The sequence below is a fragment of the Flavobacterium sp. WC2509 genome (genome assembly GCF_052683105.1).
In genome coordinates, this window is sequence record NZ_JBQZFG010000001.1 from 3,113,100 (window position 1) to 3,134,540 (window position 21,441).

General features: G+C 33.9%; 18 protein-coding genes. 4 read left to right on the forward strand and 14 right to left on the reverse strand.

Going from position 1 to position 21,441, the window contains the following annotated elements:
• Window positions 1-54: 54 nt before the first annotated feature.
• The 6 genes from pstB to ACUN3A_RS12985 all read right to left on the reverse strand — a co-directional run bounded on the left by pstB (window position 55) and on the right by ACUN3A_RS12985 (window position 7,114).
• Window positions 55-816, reverse strand: a complete 762-nt coding sequence (gene pstB, locus ACUN3A_RS12960; RefSeq protein WP_445551704.1) for a phosphate ABC transporter ATP-binding protein PstB — start codon at window positions 814-816, stop codon at window positions 55-57.
• Window positions 813-1,658 (reverse strand): phosphate ABC transporter permease PstA, encoded by an 846-nt coding sequence (gene pstA, locus ACUN3A_RS12965; protein ID WP_445551705.1) that lies wholly within the window; start codon window positions 1,656-1,658, stop codon window positions 813-815. The genes pstB and pstA overlap by 4 nt, the downstream gene beginning before the upstream one ends.
• A gap of 5 nt (window positions 1,659-1,663) precedes the next feature.
• The gene (gene pstC / locus ACUN3A_RS12970) at window positions 1,664-2,677 is read right to left on the reverse strand and encodes a phosphate ABC transporter permease subunit PstC (protein ID WP_445551706.1); all 1,014 of its coding nucleotides are present in this window, start codon (window positions 2,675-2,677) and stop codon (window positions 1,664-1,666) included.
• Between the two features lie 148 nt (window positions 2,678-2,825).
• Window positions 2,826-3,776 (reverse strand): PstS family phosphate ABC transporter substrate-binding protein, encoded by a 951-nt coding sequence (locus tag ACUN3A_RS12975; protein WP_445551707.1) that lies wholly within the window; start codon window positions 3,774-3,776, stop codon window positions 2,826-2,828.
• Window positions 3,777-3,858: 82 nt separating this feature from the next.
• Window positions 3,859-6,447, reverse strand: coding sequence for a TonB-dependent receptor (locus tag ACUN3A_RS12980; protein ID WP_445551708.1), 2,589 nt, complete (start codon window positions 6,445-6,447; stop codon window positions 3,859-3,861).
• Window positions 6,448-6,700: 253 nt separating this feature from the next.
• Window positions 6,701-7,114, reverse strand: coding sequence for an RrF2 family transcriptional regulator (locus tag ACUN3A_RS12985; protein WP_445551709.1), 414 nt, complete (start codon window positions 7,112-7,114; stop codon window positions 6,701-6,703).
• Window positions 7,115-7,740: 626 nt separating this feature from the next.
• Here ACUN3A_RS12985 and ACUN3A_RS12990 point away from each other — a divergent pair.
• Window positions 7,741-8,940 (forward strand): geranylgeranyl reductase family protein, encoded by a 1,200-nt coding sequence (locus tag ACUN3A_RS12990; protein WP_445551710.1) that lies wholly within the window; start codon window positions 7,741-7,743, stop codon window positions 8,938-8,940.
• Between the two features lie 138 nt (window positions 8,941-9,078).
• Here ACUN3A_RS12990 and ACUN3A_RS12995 read toward each other — a convergent pair whose 3' ends face one another.
• The 6 genes from ACUN3A_RS12995 to ACUN3A_RS13020 form a co-directional block, all read right to left on the reverse strand.
• Window positions 9,079-9,855, reverse strand: a complete 777-nt coding sequence (locus tag ACUN3A_RS12995; protein ID WP_445551711.1) for a tetratricopeptide repeat protein — start codon at window positions 9,853-9,855, stop codon at window positions 9,079-9,081.
• A 225-nt stretch (window positions 9,856-10,080) separates the two neighbouring features.
• A complete protein-coding gene (locus tag ACUN3A_RS13000) occupies window positions 10,081-10,929 on the reverse strand; it encodes a TPM domain-containing protein (protein ID WP_445551712.1) in 849 nt (282 codons plus the stop codon).
• A complete protein-coding gene (locus ACUN3A_RS13005; RefSeq protein ID WP_445551713.1) occupies window positions 10,929-11,366 on the reverse strand; it encodes a TPM domain-containing protein in 438 nt (145 codons plus the stop codon). The genes ACUN3A_RS13000 and ACUN3A_RS13005 overlap by 1 nt, the downstream gene beginning before the upstream one ends.
• A gap of 87 nt (window positions 11,367-11,453) precedes the next feature.
• Window positions 11,454-12,047 (reverse strand): LemA family protein, encoded by a 594-nt coding sequence (locus ACUN3A_RS13010; RefSeq protein ID WP_445551714.1) that lies wholly within the window; start codon window positions 12,045-12,047, stop codon window positions 11,454-11,456.
• A gap of 35 nt (window positions 12,048-12,082) precedes the next feature.
• Window positions 12,083-12,424, reverse strand: coding sequence for a MerR family transcriptional regulator (locus tag ACUN3A_RS13015; RefSeq protein WP_445551715.1), 342 nt, complete (start codon window positions 12,422-12,424; stop codon window positions 12,083-12,085).
• A 102-nt stretch (window positions 12,425-12,526) separates the two neighbouring features.
• Complete coding sequence (locus ACUN3A_RS13020; protein WP_445551716.1) at window positions 12,527-13,504, reverse strand: M23 family metallopeptidase; 978 nt, start codon at window positions 13,502-13,504, stop codon at window positions 12,527-12,529.
• Between the two features lie 405 nt (window positions 13,505-13,909).
• On the opposite strand from ACUN3A_RS13020, the gene alaS reads away from it, so the two are divergent.
• Window positions 13,910-16,540, forward strand: a complete 2,631-nt coding sequence (gene alaS / locus ACUN3A_RS13025) for an alanine--tRNA ligase (protein ID WP_445551717.1) — start codon at window positions 13,910-13,912, stop codon at window positions 16,538-16,540.
• Window positions 16,541-16,695: 155 nt separating this feature from the next.
• Here alaS and ACUN3A_RS13030 read toward each other — a convergent pair whose 3' ends face one another.
• Window positions 16,696-17,544 carry a hypothetical protein gene (locus ACUN3A_RS13030; RefSeq protein WP_445551718.1) on the reverse strand — a complete coding sequence of 283 codons (849 nt, stop codon included), beginning with the start codon at window positions 17,542-17,544 and terminating at the stop codon, window positions 16,696-16,698.
• A 233-nt stretch (window positions 17,545-17,777) separates the two neighbouring features.
• On the opposite strand from ACUN3A_RS13030, the gene ACUN3A_RS13035 reads away from it, so the two are divergent.
• Entirely contained in the window at window positions 17,778-18,725 is a 948-nt protein-coding gene (locus tag ACUN3A_RS13035) for a GSCFA domain-containing protein (protein ID WP_445551719.1), read from the forward strand.
• 2 nt (window positions 18,726-18,727) lie between these two features.
• Window positions 18,728-19,348 carry a DUF4230 domain-containing protein gene (locus ACUN3A_RS13040; protein WP_445551720.1) on the forward strand — a complete coding sequence of 207 codons (621 nt, stop codon included), beginning with the start codon at window positions 18,728-18,730 and terminating at the stop codon, window positions 19,346-19,348.
• A gap of 165 nt (window positions 19,349-19,513) precedes the next feature.
• Here ACUN3A_RS13040 and ACUN3A_RS13045 read toward each other — a convergent pair whose 3' ends face one another.
• Window positions 19,514-21,271: an aromatic amino acid hydroxylase gene (locus tag ACUN3A_RS13045; protein WP_445551721.1), complete on the reverse strand. Its 1,758-nt coding sequence runs from the start codon at window positions 21,269-21,271 to the stop codon at window positions 19,514-19,516.
• Window positions 21,272-21,441 lie beyond the last annotated feature (170 nt).

Sequence of the window (21,441 nt, forward strand, 5' to 3'; positions counted from 1 at the left end):
AATTTTCGGCAAATGTAAACAAAGTCTATGTTTTAAATAGAATTTGTTTTTTTGCTAAACCAAAAAACCTTTTACATAATCTTGGGTTAATTTTTCTTTTGGATTTAAAAGTACTTCTTCCGTTGGACCAAATTCTATGATTTCTCCCATATAGACAAAACCAACATAATCTGAAACTCGTCTGGCTTGACGCAAAATATGTGTAACCAAAACAATAGTGTATTTGTCTTTTAGGTCTAAAAATAATTCTTCTATCGCTTGTGTTGAAATTGGATCTAATGCAGATGTTGGTTCATCTCCCAAAATTATTTCGGGTTCAATAGCCAGTCCTCTCGCTAAACATAATCGCTGTTGTTGTCCGATGGATAGTCGGGTTGCTGGTGATTTTAGTCTGTCTTTTACTTCATCCCAAAGATTAACGCCTCGAAGGTATTTTTCTACAATCTCGTCAAGCTCTTTTTTCTTATTGTTACCATGAATGCGTTGCCCATATGCGATGTTGTCATAAATATTCATTGGTAACGGAAAAGGTCTTTGAGAAAGTAAGCCCATTTTTTTTCGAATGTGAGTAACTTCAGCCTTTGGATCGTAAATGTTTTCGCCATCTACCAAAACTTTACCATCTACACGAACATCGTTTTGACGATCTAATAATCGGTTCATCGTTTTTAGAAGCGTAGTTTTTCCGCAACCAGATGGACCAATTAATGATGTTACTTTTTTGTCTGGAATATCAAGATTGATGTTCTTTAAAATATGGTTATCACCAATATGAACATTTAAATTTTGGATACTTATGTGAGGTTGAATAATCATATTTTATTTTTTGAAAGATTTTTGCTTGCTGTTTTTGCTACGATGTTGATGATTAAAACAATAATCGTTAAGATAACTGCTGCAGCATACGCTCGGTTTTGAACCTCTTGAATAGGGCTACTCAATTGGAAAAAGATAGACAATGGTAATGTAGCCGCTGGTTGATCTAGAGAAGTTGGAATACTATCTGTAAAACCAGCTGTAAAAAGTACACAGGCAGCATCACCAATTGCTCTCCCGAAAGAAAGTAATATTGCTGTTACAATTCCAGGGATTGATTGCCTCAATATGATTTTAGCAGATTCATATCGAGTGCCACCCAGTGCAAAAACTGCATTTGACATATCTTCCGGAACAACACGAACTACTTCGTCAATGGCTCTAACCAGTATTGGAATTATCATTAATGTTACGGTAATGATTCCAGCAAGTAAAGAGGTTTTCAGTCCCATATACACCATGATTGTAAATCCAAATGCACCATATACAATAGATGGAATACCAAACAAAATATCCGAACTTAATCGGGTAAGCGTAGCCAGAGTAGCATTTCTTTTAGCATACACATTAATATAAATTACTATTGGTAGACTAATTAAAAGTCCTAAAAAAGTTGAACCCAATGTAATATAAATAGAACCAACTATTGCGTTCAAAATCCCACCACCTTTACCAATGTAGAAACCACCTTCTGGAATTTTAGAAACCATATCCCAGCTCAGTGATCCAATCCCTTTTGAAAAAAGTGTGTAGACTATCATAAATAAAGTACTGCTGATGATTATAGTACTTAAAATCATCAGAAATCGAAATATATTTTCTTCTATTTTTCTTGCTTCCATTAGAATTAGGTATTTCTTTTTTCGATTCGATATAAAATAACTCTCGAAATTGTATTAAATAAAAAGATAATGACGAATAGGAGTAAAGCTGCAAACATAAGTGCCGAATCATACATTGGAATAGACATCATTTCGCCATAATTATTAGCAATAAGAGCAGGTAATGGATAACCGGATTCAAAAATGTTTTGGGGGATTTGTGCCAAATTTCCGCAGACCATCAAAACAGCAATCGTTTCTCCAAAGGCTCTGGAAATAGCAAGGACTACCGCTGCTACAATTCCGTCGTAAGATTTGCGAAGCACAACTTTTTTAGTTGTTTGCCATTGCGTCGCTCCTAAGGATAAGGATGCATTTCGCAAGTCCTGTGGAATGTTGTCAAATACCTCAATAACGATGCTTATGATAAGTGGAAAAATCATAATGGCCAAAACTATTCCTCCTGCCAATACTGAATAGCCCGTTGTAAATTCTACAAAATGAGGCGCTATAATGTCTTGAATTAAAGGAACAATAACCAAAATTCCCCAGACGCCATAAAGTACAGGCGGGATACCCGATAATAATTCAATTAAGGGTAAAACTAATTTACGAACGCGTGCATGTGCGTATTCCGAAAGATAAATAGCAGAAAGTAGCGATAAAGGCAAAGCAATTATAATAGAAATAGCAGTTACCCAAAGTGTACCTATTATAAATGAATAAAAACCGAAAGCTTCTTTGAAGGGTTTCCACTCGGAAGAAAATAGTAGATTAGAAAGTGAAGTACTGTTTAAAAGAGGTATTGATTTATAGAACAAACCTATGGCAATTAGCACAACCATTGAGATGGATAAGATTGTAAATGCAAGGAATGTTTTGCTAACCAACCGGTCTTTGAGTAATCTTTTATTTTTTATTGGGCTGTAGAAAACCACCCGACTAAGCTTTTGAAAACCCCTCATGATTTTCAATACTTGCTTTAGGGTGGATTTTTTCTTTAAAGCCCTAAGTCTAATTGTATTTGTTGATGTTGACATAATGGTACAGTTTTTGTCCTTAGCTCTAATCGAAGTCTTATGATTTGCTTTTTTAAAGAAGCAAAGATTTAGCGAAAAGTAGTCCCATGTTTCTAAAAACATCTGATATTCTGCTCCTAAAAAAAAATAATTAATTGCTAAGAAGATATTATTTTACCTTCTCTAATTCTTTTTTTAGTTTTTCGTTAGGAAGTTTGATGTATCCAGCTTCCGTAACATACTTTTGACCATCGGTAAGGATGTATTTAATAAAGGCTTTTACAACAGGATTATTTGGTTTTCCATTAGTAACAAAATATAAATCTCTAGCAGGCGGTGATGGATATTTTCCAGCAACTATAGCAGCAATTAATTGGTCAATATCATTGTAAAAATTCTCAGCTGGATCTAGTTTTCCATTATTGTTTAGATCGATAGGAATAGGTACAAGTCCATTAGTTGGTTTGTTCGTTTTTGTATCATAGATGTAAACGATGTTGTTAAAGCCTATTCCTGTAGGATCTCTTTTGACAGCTTCTGCCAATCCAGGATCTCCAAAAACAGCAACTCCTTGTAAGTCTTCTTGTTTTTTACCAAAATATTGTGCCCAAGTTTCAGCAGCTCCAGCGGCATCAGATCGAGTATAAACATGTATGGCAGCCGTACTTTTGAAACCCAAAGTATTCCAGGTTTTGTATTTTCCAGTAATGAATATATTATTTAAAGCTTCTTTTTTTATACCTCTTTTGTATAACACAGCTTTGTAAGGGCTTGTAGTGCTTATAGTTGGAATTACAGCATCTTTAGTCACTGCAATGGCATATGCTTTCTTTTTAAGTTCGGCATTGTTTAAGTCACGAGAGACTAAACCGATATCTGTTACTTTAGATAAAACATCCGTTATTCCTTTTCCTGCTCCACCAGCTTGAATATCTATTTTAACTTTTGGATGCGTTTTTTTGAATTCCTCTGCCCATTTTACCGTAATAGGGTATAAAGCAAATGCTCCTGAGATACTGATGTTTCCTGATAAATCTTGAGCCGAAATTTTAGTAGGAACTAGGTTTGCTGCGATTATTAGAATTATAGATGCTAATAATCCATTTTTGTATCTTTTCATCTTGTCCTTTTTTTTATTTCAAAGCCAAAAAATTAGCAGGATATGACGGCCTACTAATTTTTTGGTTGTTTGAAATATGTTTTTATAGAGAGTAATGCAATGTAATACCGTACGTTCTTTGATCTCCTAGTACAGCTGCATATTGTCCTGCATTTCCACCAGCAGGCAATAATTGCTCATAATAATCTTTGTCTAAAAGGTTACGTCCCCAGAAGTAAACAGATAAACCATCTGTTGCACGGAAACCAGCACGAGCATTGAAAATTGCATAACCTGGAACAACTAAATATTTAGAAGCTGAAGGGCTTGATGAGAACTCTGAACGAGCGTAACCATCAAGAGCAAGGAATACTTTTCCATAGTTTCCGAAGAATTTTGCATTATTAGAAAGCTCTCCTCCTAATGATCCAGCCCATCTTGAAGCGCCTGGTAAATCAGTTCCAGAAACATCTTTATAGTTTACAGCTTTACCATCAACAACAAGACCAGTTTCTTCTAATGGAAGTGGTGCGTTTGTAAATTTAACATACTTACCATCAGTATATGTGGCAGCTCCATTAATAGTCAAGTGTTTGTTAATGAAAAAACTAGCGTCTAGTTCTGCACCTCTTACACGTACTTTATCAGCATTAGCAAGGTATCCACGATTAACACCTAATTCAGCAGCCTGAACATTGGTTTGGAAGTCTTTGATATCAGTATTAAAAACGGTCAAGTTCAATATTGAGTTAGTTAGTGGAGAAGTTTTAATTCCTATTTCATAGTGATTTACACTTTCTGGCTTAACTACTGCAAGATCAGCTAGAGTTTGACCTGCAGGAGGTGTTGGAAGCCCAGCTACATTTACACCAACTGGCTTGTAACTCTTTGCATAAGTTGCATAAGCATTAATTTTGTCAGATGCTTTATAGGTTAGGGTTATGTTTCCAGAAAAGTCTGTGTTGTCAATATCTGATGAAAAGTTTTGATTCGTATAAACTTTCTGTTGCAAGGCAAGTTGTGCAGCAGTAGGATTTTGAAGACCTCCGTAAGTTTTACGGTCATAATCTGCTGATTTATTATCATAGTTGTATCTTAAACCTGGTAATATATGCAAACGATTAGTAATTTCCCAGTCTAATTGTCCGAAAATTGCAGCACTTGTTGAGTGTATTTCGGCCAATGTGTGTATTCCGTATCCATCAAGAAGACCTGGAGTTTTCCATAATGCAGTATTTGCTGGAGTAAAAGAATCCTGAGCAAACCTCCATTGAGCATTACCAGATTCCTCAGTACCTTTTGTAGTTGATGTTTGGTCAATAAAAAACACTCCTCCAACACCACTTATTTTAGATGTAAGTTGACCTGCGTAACGAATTTCTTGAGTGATTTGCCACTGTCTAGATGGGTTTTGCGATTTTGCAAGTTGTTGTAAACCTGTGAAATCTCTGTCATTAGATGGATCCCAATTCCAAAAACGCCAAGCTGAAGTAGAAGTAAGTGTTCCTTTTCCAATTTTGGTATCAATATTAAGAGATGCACCACCTAAATCTTGTCCTGATCTCCATGGAGTATCGTGATCAATCTTACGGTCAAAAGCATTTAAACTTGGAAGTTGATAATTTAAATCAGCAATAATTGCGTTAAATTGACGTTTTGGATCTCTTTGTGTTGGAGCAACACCAGCTACTACCTGAGCATATCCATCTGGACGTTGAGTTGTAAGGTCGGCAGCAAATGTAATGTCAGTGTTTTCAGTTGGTTGATAAAGTAATTGACCTCTAAAACCTTGATTGTTTAATGTGTTTGTTGATCTTCCTGTTACAATATTGTCGATTAAACCATCACGTTGTGTACCTGAGAAAGATAGACGTCCTGCAATTTTTTTGCTCAAAGCTCCAGTAACAGAAGCTTTTGCTTGAAGAAACGCATAGTTACCATAGCTAACTTCAAAATCAGCACCTGATGTAAAGCTTGGTTTACGTGAGGTAATGTTAAAAGCTCCAGAAGTTGTGTTTTTACCAAATAAAGTTCCTTGTGGTCCACGCAATACTTCAATTCTTTCTACATCAATAAAATCTAAAGTTGTTGCTGCTGGACGAGCATAATAAACACCGTCAACATAAAAACCAACACCAGGATCGATACCATCATTGGTAAGTCCGAAAGGAGAACCAAGACTACGAATGTTTATACCTGTATTTCTAGGATTTGAAGAGTATAATTGAACAGATGGAACTAGTTCTTTGATACGATTAACGTTGAAAGCTCCTGCTGCTTCAGCTTGTTTTCCAGTAACAACAGATACTGCAATTGGAATATCTTGTGCTTTTTCGATTCTACGTCTTGATGTTACAACTACCTCAGATAACACTTTTTCTTCACCAGTGCTAATCGTTATTTGAAAGGGTTTAGCAGCAGTTGGTAGTTCGTTTATTTTAATTTCTTTGGTTGTGTAGCCTAAGTATTGTACAATAATTGTAAATGGAAGTACTTTGGACTCAATGCTAAAATTACCATTAATATCAGTAGTTACTGAATTGGTGGTTCCTTTTAGAATTATATTGACAGCTTCTATAGGTGTGTCTTGATCGTTTTTTACGACTCCCTGCAAAACGTTTTGACTATATGAAGTCGAGAAAATTAGTAAAAAGAATAAACTTGCAATTGTTTTTATAAATGTATTTTTCATTATTTTAATATATTATATGTAATTAGTAGAATTTAAATTAAATTTTTTATATCTAGCACATGCACATACAACACATTTTTATACTATCTTTTTTAAGAGTTTGGAAATTTGATGGTTTGTTGCTTTTCCTGACAACATTAATTTTAAAGTAATTTGTTTGCATTTTTTTAATTTTGATCGTTAGTCATATTTTAAACTTGATGCAAAGATATAATTAATTCTATAAAAATAGTAGGGTTAGCGAAATATTTTTTTATTTTTTTACTAATGAGGCTATTGTAATGCCTTGCATAGCTTTTAAAGTTTCATCTCGAATAGCCATCAGCCCGTGTCGTAGATGACATTCTTCCTCATCACTACAATCTGAACAGCGTTCGTAAAAATTTAATGAAGCACAAGGTAATAATGCAATTGCACCATCAAAAAGGCGATGAATATCGGCCAAAGTGATTGTTTCTTTGTCCTTTAAAAGATAATAACCACCATATTTCCCCTGTTTACTACCAACAAAATGACCTCTTTTTAAATCCAAAAGAATTTGTTCTAAGAATTTTTTAGGAATATTGGCTTCTTCTGCAATTTCAATAGTCTTTGAAATATGGTTTTCATCCTGTTGTGCTAAATAAAGAAGTGCTTTAAGAGCATATTTGGTTTTATGTGAAAGCATTATGAGCTGGATTAACGGTTAAAATGAATGCCTACATTGGCTGAATTCTTTTTAAATAAGTTTTTAAGACTCAAATATAGCTTTTTTTTTAAATTTTAAAAATTTAATTCTTTAAAGTATTGGCTTAAACCTATCAATAGAGTACTTATCGATAAAATATAAAAGCCGCTTTGCAAATAAAATGATTTTTATATTATAATTTTCACATTAATACTGTTATATTTTTTAACGTAAATCCGATTTCTTTTTAATAAAATAGCACTAATATTTTTTAATTTTAAAGTTTTTATATTAAGGAACATAAGTTTTAACAAGAAAGGATTTCAGTTCGTAAAAGGTACTGTGAAATCAGAATGATTATTCCTTTATTTAAAGATGATGTTAAGTAAACTTTTTTAACTAAATAAAGCGGTACTTTTAGAATGGTTTAATTGTATACATTTTGTTTATTTTGCTTCTCTGGGACAGAATGTAATTCTGCACTAATATTTAAGTTACATGTTCAGCACATCGATTTAGGGTTAGTGAGAAGTAAAAGATGATTTTTTATTAAATAAAAAGTAGTAAACTAAGGATTGAAAGATCTTTGTTTGCCAAATATTCTTTTAGTTTTTAAATATAAGCAAATGAAAATATTTGATGTAGCTATTATTGGTAGTGGTCCAGCAGGAGCTTCGGCAGCATTGGAATTATCTAAAAATGGAATTTCAACCGTTATTATTGAAAAAGAAGTTTTACCAAGATATAAAACATGTGGTGGTGGTTTGGTTTTTAGAGGGAGAAAAAGTGTTCCTTTTGATATTGCAACTGTAATAGAGAAGGAGTTTTACGAAGTTGATATTTATTTTGGAAAAACTGATTTAAAATTTACAACAAAGAATGATAAGCCTATTATCAGTATGATTATGCGTGATGCTTTTGATAGTTTAATTGTAGAAAAGGCAAAAGAAAACGGAGTTACTCTTTTACAAAATCATAAAGTCACTGCTATTTCATTTGGAGATATTCAAACCATTCATACTTCTGAAGGTGATATACAAGCAAAATTTATCATAGCGGGAGATGGGGCCTTAAGTCCTATTGCAAAAATGGCAGGATGGAATGAAACCCGAACTATAATTCCAGCTTTAGAATATGAAGTAGAGGTTTGTTCTGCTGATTTTGAAAGATTATCGAAAAATGTTCGTTTTGATGTCGATATTGTCCCTTATGGTTATGGCTGGTGTTTTCCTAAAAAAAAGCATTTATCAATTGGGGTTGGTATTATAAAAGCAAAACAAAAAATTGATTTAAAAAAATGTTATCATGAATATTTAAAAGTTTTAGGGATTAATGAGATTAGAAATGAAGAATCTCATGGATTTGTAATTCCGATTTCTCCTAGAACAGATTCTTTTGTGAAAAGGAACGTTTTTTTAATTGGTGATTCTGCAGGATTTGCTGATCCTGTTGTTGCTGAAGGTATTTCGAATGCAATAATAAGTGGAATTCTAGCGGCACAATCCATTGTAGAAAGTAATCTGGATGCTGATCTAGCTTCTGAATTATATCACAAAAAATTAGAACAAAAAATGTTACCTGAAATAAAAACAGGAGTCATTTTGTCTAAATTTTTCTATGAGCAAAAAATACTTCGAAATCTTTTTATTAAAAAATATGGACAGCACTTGTCTGATGCGATGGTGGATGTTTTTATAGGACATAGATCTTATCCTAAAGATTTGAAAACGTCTATTCTTTCGAAAATAAAGGGGAGTTTTTTTTTAATGATGTTTTTGAAAATAACTATTTTGACATCATTACCTGAATTTGACATCATTTTGTAAAACAAAAAAAAGTACAGTATTAAGCTGTACTTTTAAATTCAATTTTTCGAAACAAACTGTAACTCTTGTGGTATTACAATTTATAAATGTAATGGTATTTTTTTTGAAATTTTATCCAGCTTTAGAATATCTGTTGTGTTATTTTTTACAATATTTGACAGCTAATTCTATTGAAGGTTCATAGTGAAGGCTAACTGCTTTTTTTATGTCGGAGCAATAATCTCTTTTGATTTTAAAATTAATAAAATAGATTGCTCTATTGTAATATCCTTCTGGGTCTTCTGGGGTCAAATTTACTACTTGGTCAAAATCGTTCGTAGCATTAATATTAAGTGTGGCTTTTGAAATGGCTCTATTTTGATACGCTTCAACAAATTTGGGGTTAATTTCGATTACTTTATCGAAATCTTGAATAGCTTCTTTGTGCAAGTTTAATTTCCTTTTTAGAATTCCTCTGTTTTCATAGGCTTGCAGATATTTGGGATTAATAGAAATGCTTTTGGAATAGTCGTCAATTGCCCCTTTTGAATCGTTAATCATTGACTTTGAATAAGCTCTATTGAAGTAGACTTTTTGTAAATTATCATTTAAAGCAATAGATTTTGTATACTCTTCTATTGCTTGTTTATAATTTTTTAATTTAATATTTGTATTGCCTTTACTATAATAAAATTTATAATTATTCGGATTTAATGATATTGCCTTGTCATAATCAGATATTGCTTGTGAATAATTTTTAATTTGATAATAGTAATATCCTCTAAGATAATAGTTGTCAGCACTTGGCTCTTTAGTGATTAAAGAATTTATCTCCTCAATTTCTTTGGGAATTTCTTTTTCGTCAATATTGGATAAATCTTGCGAATAAACCGAAAAGTAAGAACAAAGAAGAAGTAAAAAGAGATGGATTTTCATATAGTAATGATTTGAATTTATTGTTTTTAAATTTAGTTCAAAACAATATTTTTTAGTGTATTTATCTTTTATTTTTTAAATGATATCTAAAATTTTTTGAATGTATGGCTAATTATGAAAATAGTATACTGAATAAAAATTTGTTTAATTCTTGTTATTAATGTGCTAATTTTGAAGGTCAAAAAAATGAGAGCCGTTGTAGCTCTCATTTATGTTTTGTATATTTTACCAGCTTCCACTAGAACCTCCACCGGAGAATCCGCCTCCGCCAAATCCTCCACCGAAGCCTCCGCCACCGCCTCCAAAGCCACCGCCTGAAGACCCGCCAAATCCACCTCCGCCACCTCTTCCAAGACTGCTTAGTAGAATGACATCGAGTAGGCTAGGGCCACCACCGCCACGGTTACCCGAATTGCCATTACCACCACCTTTATTTTTGGATAGTAATATCAAAACAATGATCACGATTACAATGATTGGAAAAATTGGAAAATCTTTTCCTTGGGTTTGTTGCTTGCGTTCTCCTTTGTATTTGCCTTTAAAAACATCAAAAAGAGCATCAGTTCCTTTGTCTAAACCTTGGTAATAACTACCTGCTTTAAATTCGGGAATAATAATATTTCGGATTATTTCCCCTCCAATTCCAGCAGTCAATCGATCTTCTAAACCGTAACCAGGGTTGATTGCTATTTTTCTTTCGTTTTTAGCCAAAAGAATAATGACTCCATTATCATCTTTTTTAGTACCGCCAATTCCCCATTTTTGTCCCCAATTTGTTGCTAACTGGTTTACGTTTTCATTTTTGAGACTCTCTATTGTAATTACTACAATTTGAGTAGTTGTAGAATCAGAATATTTGATGAGTTTTTCTTCGAGTTGAGATTTTTCCTGTGCGCTTAAAACATTGGCATAATCATAAACCGAAGTTTGAAAACTAGGTTTTTCCGGAATGGTAAATTGAGCAAATAGAAAACCACTATTTAAGAAAACTAAAACATAAAGAAATAACTTCCATTGTGTTTTTGCTTTCTGACTTTCTGACTTTCGACTTTCGACTTTCTGACTTATTCTCATTATCCTTTTGATATTTCATTTGATAATTCGTTGGTATCGCCTTCCTGCCATGGGAAGTGCACTTTGAGTTTTTCTCCAGCTTTCAAAATACCATCGATTAATCCTTGTTTAAAATTTCCTTGTTTGAAATGAGCAATCATCACATCACGCGTACTGTCCCAAAAAGTATTGGTAACAATATCGTTGATGCCTTTGTCTCCACAAATAACAAAAGTTTTATCCTTGACCGCCAAATAGATTAAAACACCATTTTGCAGTTCCGTTTCATCCATTCTTAATTCATGAAACACTTCCATGGCGCGGTCATAAGCGTCAAGTGAAGTTGTTTTTTCTATGTGTACTCTAATTTCACCCGAAGTGTTTTTTTCGGCTATACGAATAGCTTCAACAATTTCTTGTTCCTCTTCTGTGCTTAAAAAATCTTCTACTTTTGACATGGAAATTATTTTTTAAAACACAGATTTCACAGATTTCCACAAATTTTAATCTGTGAGAATATGTGAAATCTGTATCAGATTTTATTTTTAGAATTTTACTTCAGCAGGTTTTTCTGCACCAGCTACAGCTTCGAAATATGGTTTTTGTTTAAGACCATACATTCCAGCCAAGATATTTCTTGGGAAAGTATTAATGTTGTTGTTGTAAGGCTTAACGGCTTCATTAAAACGCGTTCTAGCTGTTAGGATTTGATTTTCTGTACTTGCTAGTTCATCTTGTAATTTCATAAAGCTTGCATCAGCTTTCAGGTTTGGGTATTGCTCCACGCTAACCAATAATTTTGATAAGGAAGAAGAAACTCCTGATTGTGCCGAATTGAATGCAGCTAGTTGTTCCGGAGTAACGTTTGTTGGGTCAATTGTAATTCCAGTTGCTTTTGCACGAGCTTCGATAACGGCTGTTAAAGTGCTTTTTTCATGTTCTGCGTATCCTTTTACGGTGTTTACTAAATTTGGGATAAGATCATTTCTTCTTTGATAAGAAGTGTTAACATTTCCCCAGCTTTCTTTCACGTCTTGTTCAAGTGTCACTGCTGTATTATAAATTCCAGATGCCCAGCTGTAAAGTCCAATGATTACTACAGCTACTATAATCCAAGGTAAAAATCTTTTAAAATTCATAATTGTTTAATTTAAGGTTTGTTTGTTGTTTTTATTTATTGTTGTTGTAATTCGTTTTTAATGCTAATCAGTTGCATTTTTATGCTTTCTAATTTGCTGATAATTTCAAATTTATCCATTGTTTTCTTTTGTCCTTCTTTCAAATGGGTTTTGGCGCCTTCTAATGTGAACCCTCTTTCTTTAACCAAATGATAAATAAGTTTTAAATTCTTAATATCTTCGGGTGTAAACATTCTATTTCCCTTAGCATTTTTCTTTGGTTTCAGGATATCAAATTCACTGTCCCAAAAACGAATTAAAGAAGCATTAACGTCAAATGCTTTGGCGACTTCGCCTATGCTGTAGTATCTTTTATCTGGTGAAAGTTCAATATGCATGTTTTATTTAGTTTTTAGTTATTGGTTTTTAGTTGTTAGCTATGCTACTTAACTAATCACTTTTACTTCTAGTCTATAATTCTTTTTTTTCTTCTAAAATTTTTAATCCAAAGATTGATTTTCCTGATTTGCAATTTTTGAAATAGCAACGTATTCTACCGCCGAAATATTGCCATAATAAAAATTAAGGGGGTTTACTACTTTTCCGTTATTATGTACTTCGTAATGTAAATGTGGCGCTTCTGAACGTCCCGTGCTGCCAACATATCCTATAAGATCTCCCCTTTTTACGGATTGTCCAGATCTACAGTTGTATTTGCTCAAATGTCCATACAAAGTTTCGTATCCATATCCGTGTCTGATAACGATGTGATTCCCATATCCCGAAGCCGTATTATCGGCTCTTACTACAACTCCATCGCCAGTGGCATAAATTGGAGTTCCCGATTTGGCAGTAAAATCCATTCCTTCATGCATTTTTCTGGCTTTCGTAAATGGGTCGGTTCTATATCCAAAACCAGAGGCCATTTGCTTTAAATTTTCATTTTTTACAGGTTGTATTGCTGGAATTGCTGCTAATAATTTGTTTTTTGCTTTAGCTAATTCTACAATTTTGTCCAATGATTTGGATTGAATCGATAATTCTTTACTCAATGCATCAATTTTTTCGGTCGTGCTAGTTACTAATTTTGAATTGTCATAACCCTGTAATGCTGCATACCGATTTATTTTAGAATATCCTTCTTTTCTTTCTTCCAAGGGAATGGCGGCAGTGTTGAAATAAACACGATATAAATTATTGTCCCGATCTTCAATATCTTCGATTACATCATCAACCTGATCCATTTTTTTGTTCAAAATGGCATAATTCAACTTTAAATTTTCAATTTCACGAGCCTGCAAACGATCTTTTGGTGTGTCAAAATAAGGTGTATTCAATAATAGTACAAAAGTCAAAAAACCAAACAGCGCCGAGGCTAATAAAAACAGAACAACATAGCCAAATTTTCTTCTTTTTCTGATTTTTATTTTCCGATAGGCCAGATTTACTGAATCGTAATAATATTTTACTTTCGCCATATTTTAAAATACCCTATTTTTGCAAACTTAATATAAGGTAAGTCGAACAAATTTAATAAATGTTTCAGTTGTTCGACTCTTTTTTTTAAATAATAAATAAATGCGGTCTGTCTTTATAGAGAGGCTGAGTTTTTTAGCTTAGAATAAAGTTCATGATAATACTGGTTCGCGTGAGGGATAGAAGCTAGCTACCGAAGTAGCGCGGATAGCCCGACAGCATTAGGGAAAGGGGCCGAGTAAGCGGTTGCTAAATTTGGCCCCTTTTTCTAATGGTGGCACGTCCAGAGGAAAGACTCTAAGTTTCTAAGAGACTAAGATTCTAAGTTTTTTTAAGGCTTAGTAACTTAGAATCTCAGTAACTCAGAAACAAAAAAAATAAACGAATTACAGTATATATACAGCAAAATGAAATCACAAGACGTACGTAAACAATTTTTAGATTTTTTTGAAAGTAAAGGGCATTTAATTGTTCCATCTGCACCGATTGTTCTTAAGGATGATCCAACCCTGATGTTTAACAACTCGGGAATGGCGCAGTTTAAAGAATATTTTTTAGGCCTGGGAACTCCAAAAAGTAAGAGAATTGCCGATACGCAAAAATGTCTTCGTGTTTCTGGAAAGCATAATGACTTGGAGGAAGTGGGGATTGATACGTATCACCACACGATGTTTGAGATGTTGGGGAACTGGTCTTTTGGAGATTATTTCAAGAAAGAAGCGATTCACTGGGCTTGGGAATTGTTGACGGAAGTGTATAAAATACCGAAAGATATATTGTATGTTTCAGTTTTTGAAGGAAATGCTGATGAGAATGTGCCTTTTGACCAAGAAGCTTGGGATATTTGGAAAACGTTGATTGACGAAGACCGAATTATACTTGGTAACAAAAAAGATAATTTCTGGGAAATGGGTGACCAAGGACCTTGCGGACCTTGTTCTGAAATTCACGTTGATATTCGTTCTGCTGAAGAAAAAGCTTTGGTTTCTGGTAAGGATTTGGTGAATGCAGATCATCCGCACGTGGTGGAGATTTGGAATAACGTATTTATGGAATTCAATCGTAAAGCCGATGGTTCTTTAGAGAAATTGCCAGCTCAGCACGTGGATACTGGAATGGGATTTGAGCGTCTTTGCATGGTTTTGCAAGGGGTTCAGTCGAATTATGATACTGATGTTTTTACACCGCTAATCAGAGAAATCGAAACGATTACTGGAACTAAATATACGATTAAAGCAAAAGACGAAGAAGAGGAAAAAGTAAATATTGCGATTCGTGTTATTGCGGATCACGTACGTGCGGTGGCTTTTGCGATTGCTGACGGTCAGTTGCCATCGAATACGGGAGCTGGTTATGTAATCCGTAGAATTTTGCGTCGTGCTATTCGTTACGGTTTTACTTTCTTAGATACCAAAGAACCTTTTATATATAGATTAGTTGATACTTTGAGCGCTCAAATGGGAGGTTCTTTCCCTGAAATTCGTTCGCAAAAAGCATTGTGTTCGAATGTGATTCGTGAGGAAGAAAGTTCTTTCTTGAGAACTTTGGATCAAGGATTGGTGCTGTTGGATGCTGTTATTAATACCAATTCTGGTACTATAATTGATGGTAAAAAAGCATTCGAATTATATGATACGTATGGTTTTCCAATCGATTTAACGGCTTTGATCTTGTCTGAAAAAGGATTGGAATTGGACGAAAAAGGATTTCAGGAACAATTGCAATTGCAAAAAGAACGTTCTCGTGCAGCCTCTAAAGTGACTGCCGGTGACTGGAATGTTTTGGTTGAAGATGATGTTCAGGAATTTGTGGGTTACGATCGATTGAAACACAATGTAAAAATCACTAAATACCGTAGAGTGGACAGTGTAAAAGATGGTGAGATTTATCAGTTGGTTTTCAATGCTACGCCATTTTATGGTGAAAGTGGAGGACAAACGGGAGATAAAGGTTATTTGGAAGCTCAAAATGGTGACATTATTTATATTATTGACACTAAAAAAGAAAACAATCAAACAATTCATCTTGCAAAATCATTGCCGGATAATTTAACTGATAGTTTTACGGCTGTTGTGGATGCTGTTCAAAGAGCAAAAACATCTTCAAACCATACGGCAACCCACTTGTTGCATCAAGGTTTAAGAAAAATATTAGGAACTCATATTGAGCAAAAAGGATCGATGGTGCGTTCTGCTTCGTTGCGTTTTGACTTCTCTCATTTTTCTAAAGTGACAGATGATGAACTTAAAGAAGTTGAAGATTTCGTGAATGCAAGGATTCGTGAGAGTTTGCCATTGATAGAAAAAAGAGCGATTCCAAAAGACCAAGCTATTGAAGAAGGTGCAATGGCATTGTTTGGAGAAAAATATGGTGATTTGGTTCGAATGATCAAATTTGGTGATTCGGTAGAATTATGCGGAGGAACACACGTTCCTAACACAAGTGATATTTGGCATTTCAAAATAACTTCAGAAGGTGCTGTTGCGGCAGGAATTAGACGTATTGAGGCAATTACTAGCGAAGCTGCTAAAGAATTTTTTGAATCACAATTAATTTCATTTGCTGAGATAAAAGAAGTTTTGAAAAATGCAGTTGATCCTGTAAAAGCGATTCAGTCCATTCAGGATGAAAATACTTCGCTTAAAAAACAATTGGAGGTTTTGTTGAAAGATAAAGCCAAAAACATGAAAGGCGAATTGGTAAAAGAATTGCAAGAAATCAATGGAATTCAATTCCTAGCGAAACAGGTAGATTTGAGCCCAGAAGGAGCAAAAGATCTAGCCTATGAATTAGGAACAGCAGGAACAAATTTATTCTTGGTATTGGCTACAGCCGATGCAGGGAAACCAACATTGTCTTGTTATATCTCTAAAGAACTGGTTGCTGATAAAAAGCTAAACGCAGGCCAGGTGGTTCGTGAATTAGGGAAATATATCCAAGGTGGAGGAGGAGGACAGCCTTTCTTCGCTACCGCAGGAGGAAAAAATGCAGATGGAATTGCAGAGGCTTTGACTAAAGCGGTTGAGTTTGTGAAGTAGTTTTCAAGAAATTATTCATTACCTTTTTATAAAGGTGTTTGATAAAATAAAAGCCTTAAAGAATCAGTTTCTAGCGGATTGTTTAAGGCTTTATAATTTTCAAGCTATCGTATATTTAAAGCAACCATTCTTGATCAAATTACCTTTTTATAATTTTATTTTACATAAATGGGACTTCTTTTTAATAAGTAACTAACGGAGTCCATCCAGGCATCTTTTAATTTAAATAAAGGCTTTCTGTTTTGGGTATATATTTTGGAATTATTTTTATACATATCAAAATAGACGTGATAATCAAACAATAGTTGGGTATTGGTATTGGCAACAGTGGATTCATTTGCTTTTACTTTATTGTCGTTTACTTTTGCATTTTGCGAAGAATAAGCGGCTGAGGTCTGGTTTTGGGTAACTGTATAAGATACTTTTGCTGCAACAATATTGTCTACTCCAAGAATTTTATGAAGTTCTTCTATCGGAGTTTCGTCTATGTTTTTATAATCGATGCCAGCTTTTCGCAGTAAGCTATTTGTTGTTCTTAAATCCTGAACTGTCAACGGCAATATATTAGAAGACTTGTCTAAAAGTTTGTCATAGATATCGTTTTGTGCAAATTTTGCCATTTCTTCTGAGTTGGTCATATTTTCAGAATTTACAAAAGGCACAGGTAGTACAGCCACTGTATTCACTCTGAAAGTTGCATTACTATTTGCTGAAACACTTATTGTTGAAGTTGGAGCACTGTCTATTGTGTTTTCCGCAGTGGCAAAAGTTTGCGATCTTCCGCTGGCAAAATCAATTCGGGCAATTTTTGAAACATCAATTACGATAGTCATTGTTTCATTTGGCATTGAATAGTCTACTGTTTTGTCAGACATTTTTGAAATCGTACATTCAATAACTTGATAATCTTTTGTGATGATTTTGTCAAGTTTTTTTGCTTGTGCAAAAGAGGATACTGATATTAAAACTAACATTAATACGGTAATTACTTTTTTTAGAGTCATTGTTTTAAAATTTAATTATTAGAATTCCTAATTTGTTTTCAAATCAAGAAATGTTTTACATATTTATTCAGAATTAAATATTTTTTTATTTTATGAATTTTAAGGTTTTTTGCTGTTTATGTAAAGAATAGCCCTTATTATCAAATTTAATCAATTTAATTGGTCTATTAAAATATTATGGATGCAAATTCTGTATTTTTTATTTCGTATTTTTGAAAGGTTAAAAATGCAAAATGAACTTTACAACCAAAATCGATATCCCACAAAATCCCTCGTCAATAGACTACAACTCCAAAATTGTTTCGTTGGGTTCTTGCTTTGCCGAAAATATGGGGGATAAATTTCAGTATTTTAAATTCCAAAGCGCAACGAATCCATTCGGAATTATTTTTAATCCGGTTTCGATTGAAAGAATTATTAATCGAGTTATCAATGATGTTTTATTTACCGAGGATGATATTTTTTTTCATAATGAACGCTGGCATTGCTTTGAAGTTCATTCGGATTTAAGCCATTTGAATGCAGAAGAATTATTGGTGAATCTGAATCAAATTCTAAGGAAGGCAAAAAAGCAATTAGAAGAAGCAACACATATCATTATTACCTATGGAACTTCTTGGGTGTATCGAAAGATTGAAATAGTTGCCAATTGTCATAAAGTGCCCCAAAAACAGTTTACAAAAGAATTGCTAACCGTTGCAACAATTCAGGAAAGTATTGAAAATACAATCCGTTTGATACAATCAATAAATCCAAATTGCAGTTTCATTTTTACCGTTTCACCAGTACGCCATATTAAAGACGGTTTTGTCGAAAATCAATGGAGTAAAGCCAATCTGATTACTGCAATTCAAACCAAACTGAGAACTGACCACTTAAAACTGACCACTGATTACTTTCCTTCCTACGAAATCATGATGGACGAACTTCGGGATTATCGTTTCTATGCCGAAGACATGTTACATCCAAGTCAAGTGGCTATAGATTATATTTGGCAACGATTCAAAGAAACTACAATTTCTGAGGTAGCTTATGTTACAATGGATGAAGTTGGAAGCATTCAAAAAGGTCTTTCTCACAGATCTTTTAACCCCAATTCAGAAAGTCATAAAAAATTTGAATCAAAATTGAAGGAAAAAATGACTAAATTAGTATCTCAATATTTATTTATGAAATTTTAATTATGCTAAAGAGAATTATAGTTGGAATAATAATAGTTGTCGGAGTATTTTTGGCTTTCAAATTTTGTACGTTCAAGAAAGAGGATGATTCAACTTTGGATTATAATACAAACTTGATACAACAACAAATTGTGAATGTTGGCAAATTAGTAGTTACCGAAGGACATTTTTCAGAAGTCATTACCTATAAAAACCAGCAAAAATACATGATGGACATGCTTTCGTTTGAGAAAAAAGCCCTTGTTATTGTCAATGCTGATGTTACGGTTTCCTATGATTTGCACCAAATGAAATACGATATTGATGAAGCAAATAAAACTATCACGATATTAAGTATACCAAAAGAAGAAATTAAAATAAGCCCAGACATCAAGTTTTATGATGTAGAACAAAGTCAAATGAATCAGTTTACGGGTGATGATTATAATAAAATCAATAAAACGGTAAGGGCAAATTTGGCTAAAAAAATCGAAAAATCTTCGTTAAAATCTAATGCTCAAAACCGTTTGATAAGTGAGCTCTCCAAGATTTTGATTCTAACTAATACTATGGGTTGGAAACTACAATACGAGGGAAAAGAAATTACAAACGAAAAAGAACTGCAACAGGATTTGAAGTTGTAAAACACAGATTTCACAGATTGACACAGATTTTTTAATCTGGAATCTATGATATACCAAAAGGTTCGCAAAGCTTTGTGTTCATTACGTAAATCTTTACGAACCTTGTGGCAAAATAAAGTCAGTTACTATATTTTTAATCTGTGCTAATCTGTGAAATCTGTGTTTTTAAATAGTTTCATTTTCAAAAATCAACTCCAATCCGTTTGAAATTAATTTTCCGAGTTCGGGACGTTGTTTTTTTAGTCTTTCCAAATGTAAAATCACTTGTTGTATAAAATCAGTTTCTTTTCTAGCATTCAAAAGCTCAATCAACTCAATAGAAAGCAACCAATCATTCGGATGATTTTGCTGCAATTTTATAAAAATGGGTTCCAATGAAGTAGTATTATCATTTGATTCCCGAATGCTTCTTACCGTTTGATATAATATTTCCAAGTCGTCTCTTTCGGCAGTTTGTTTGGCTTTAATGGTTTTACTGGAAGGAACATGCGAAATCAAGTCAAAACTACTAACATCAGCTGGACCTGAAAAAGCCGAAACCAGTTTTTTGCCCACAGCCATATCATAATTACCCCATTCTGGCTGAAATAAAACGGTTTCTCCGTGCGTAACCTTGCAGTTTTTGAAACAAATTAAAATGATTTCTCCGTGAAGATTTCTCTTAATGGTAATAATTTCACCAACCACTTTTATATCGCCTTCAAATTCTAAAGTTTTGGTTTGTCCTTCATAAATACCATATATTTTTAAGTCTTTCAGGCTCATATCTTCAATAGCCAGATTGATTTCTTTTAGTTTTCCTATCGGACTTCCAAAGCCTTCAGGATGCGTGCTCGTACCGTGTCCTACCAATTCTTTTTCACGATAGGATAAAGCAGTTTTTCCTGTGGTTTGAAAGTAAATTGGTTTTCCTTCGTGTTCAATAACATTGGTAAAAACACCCGAAATCTGTAAGCCTGTACTCAATTCAACAGTTCCCAATGCTTTCGAATGAATGAGTTTCTCAATACCCGACAAGTCTCCTGTGCGCAAAGCCATCGTATTGGCAAATTCTTCCAAAATTAAACTCAAATAAGCAAAATCTGGAGTAACATAAAGCTGAGGTTGTAATTTGGTAATATCAAAACTTTGGTTGACAGCGGAGAAATCATAAGGGATTTTCTTCACGTTATCCGTCATACACCAAGCGCTTTCGCCAATGGATGATAATAAACCAGCGCCATATATTTTTGGGTTTTCCAATGTTCCTATCAAGCCATATTCTACGGTCCACCAATGCAGGTTTCGGATTTGCGCCATTTCCGATAATTCGCCCATATTGTTTTGTAAATCTTCCACCGCTTTTTCTGCCTTTTCGATTTCAGATTGTGGAGTGTCTTCCGCTTCTTTTAGAATAGAAAGCAACCGAATCGCCTCATACATTTCATAATCTTTATGAGATGAAATTGCTTTACAGCCTATTTCGCCAAAACGACGAAGGTATTCCGCGTATTCGGGATTGGCAATAATAGGAGCATGACCGGCACCTTCGTGAATAATATCGGGAGCGGGAGTGTATTCAATATGTTCCAGCTGACGAATATCTGATGCGATCACCAAAACATTATACGCCTGAAATTCCATAAATGCATTCGGCGGAATAAAACCATCAACCGCCACAGCAGCCCAGCCAATTTCGGTTAGAATGCGGTTCATCCCGTACATACTTGGGATGTTGTCAACTTCAATTCCCGTTTTTTTCAAACCATCCAAATACGAACCATGAGCTACTTTCGAGAGATAATTCACATTTTTGCGCATCACATACCGCCAAACCGCTTGATTAATAGGAGTGTAATCGCTATAATCCTGAGGCTTGATAAACTGTTTTAGATGTTTAGGCAAACGGTCTAATAACGGATTGGTTTTTATTTTTATAGTCATAGCGAAAACGATATGGTTGTATGTAAAAGTACGATTTTCAGGAGCTATTTCCAGCTATTCGTTACAAGATTTTGCTAAAAAAAGCATTTTTGTAAGCCCCAAAAAGAGCTTCCGTTGGTCGCTTTTTTAGGGCAACAAAAATTAGCTTTTTTTAGCAAAATGCTTTCCAC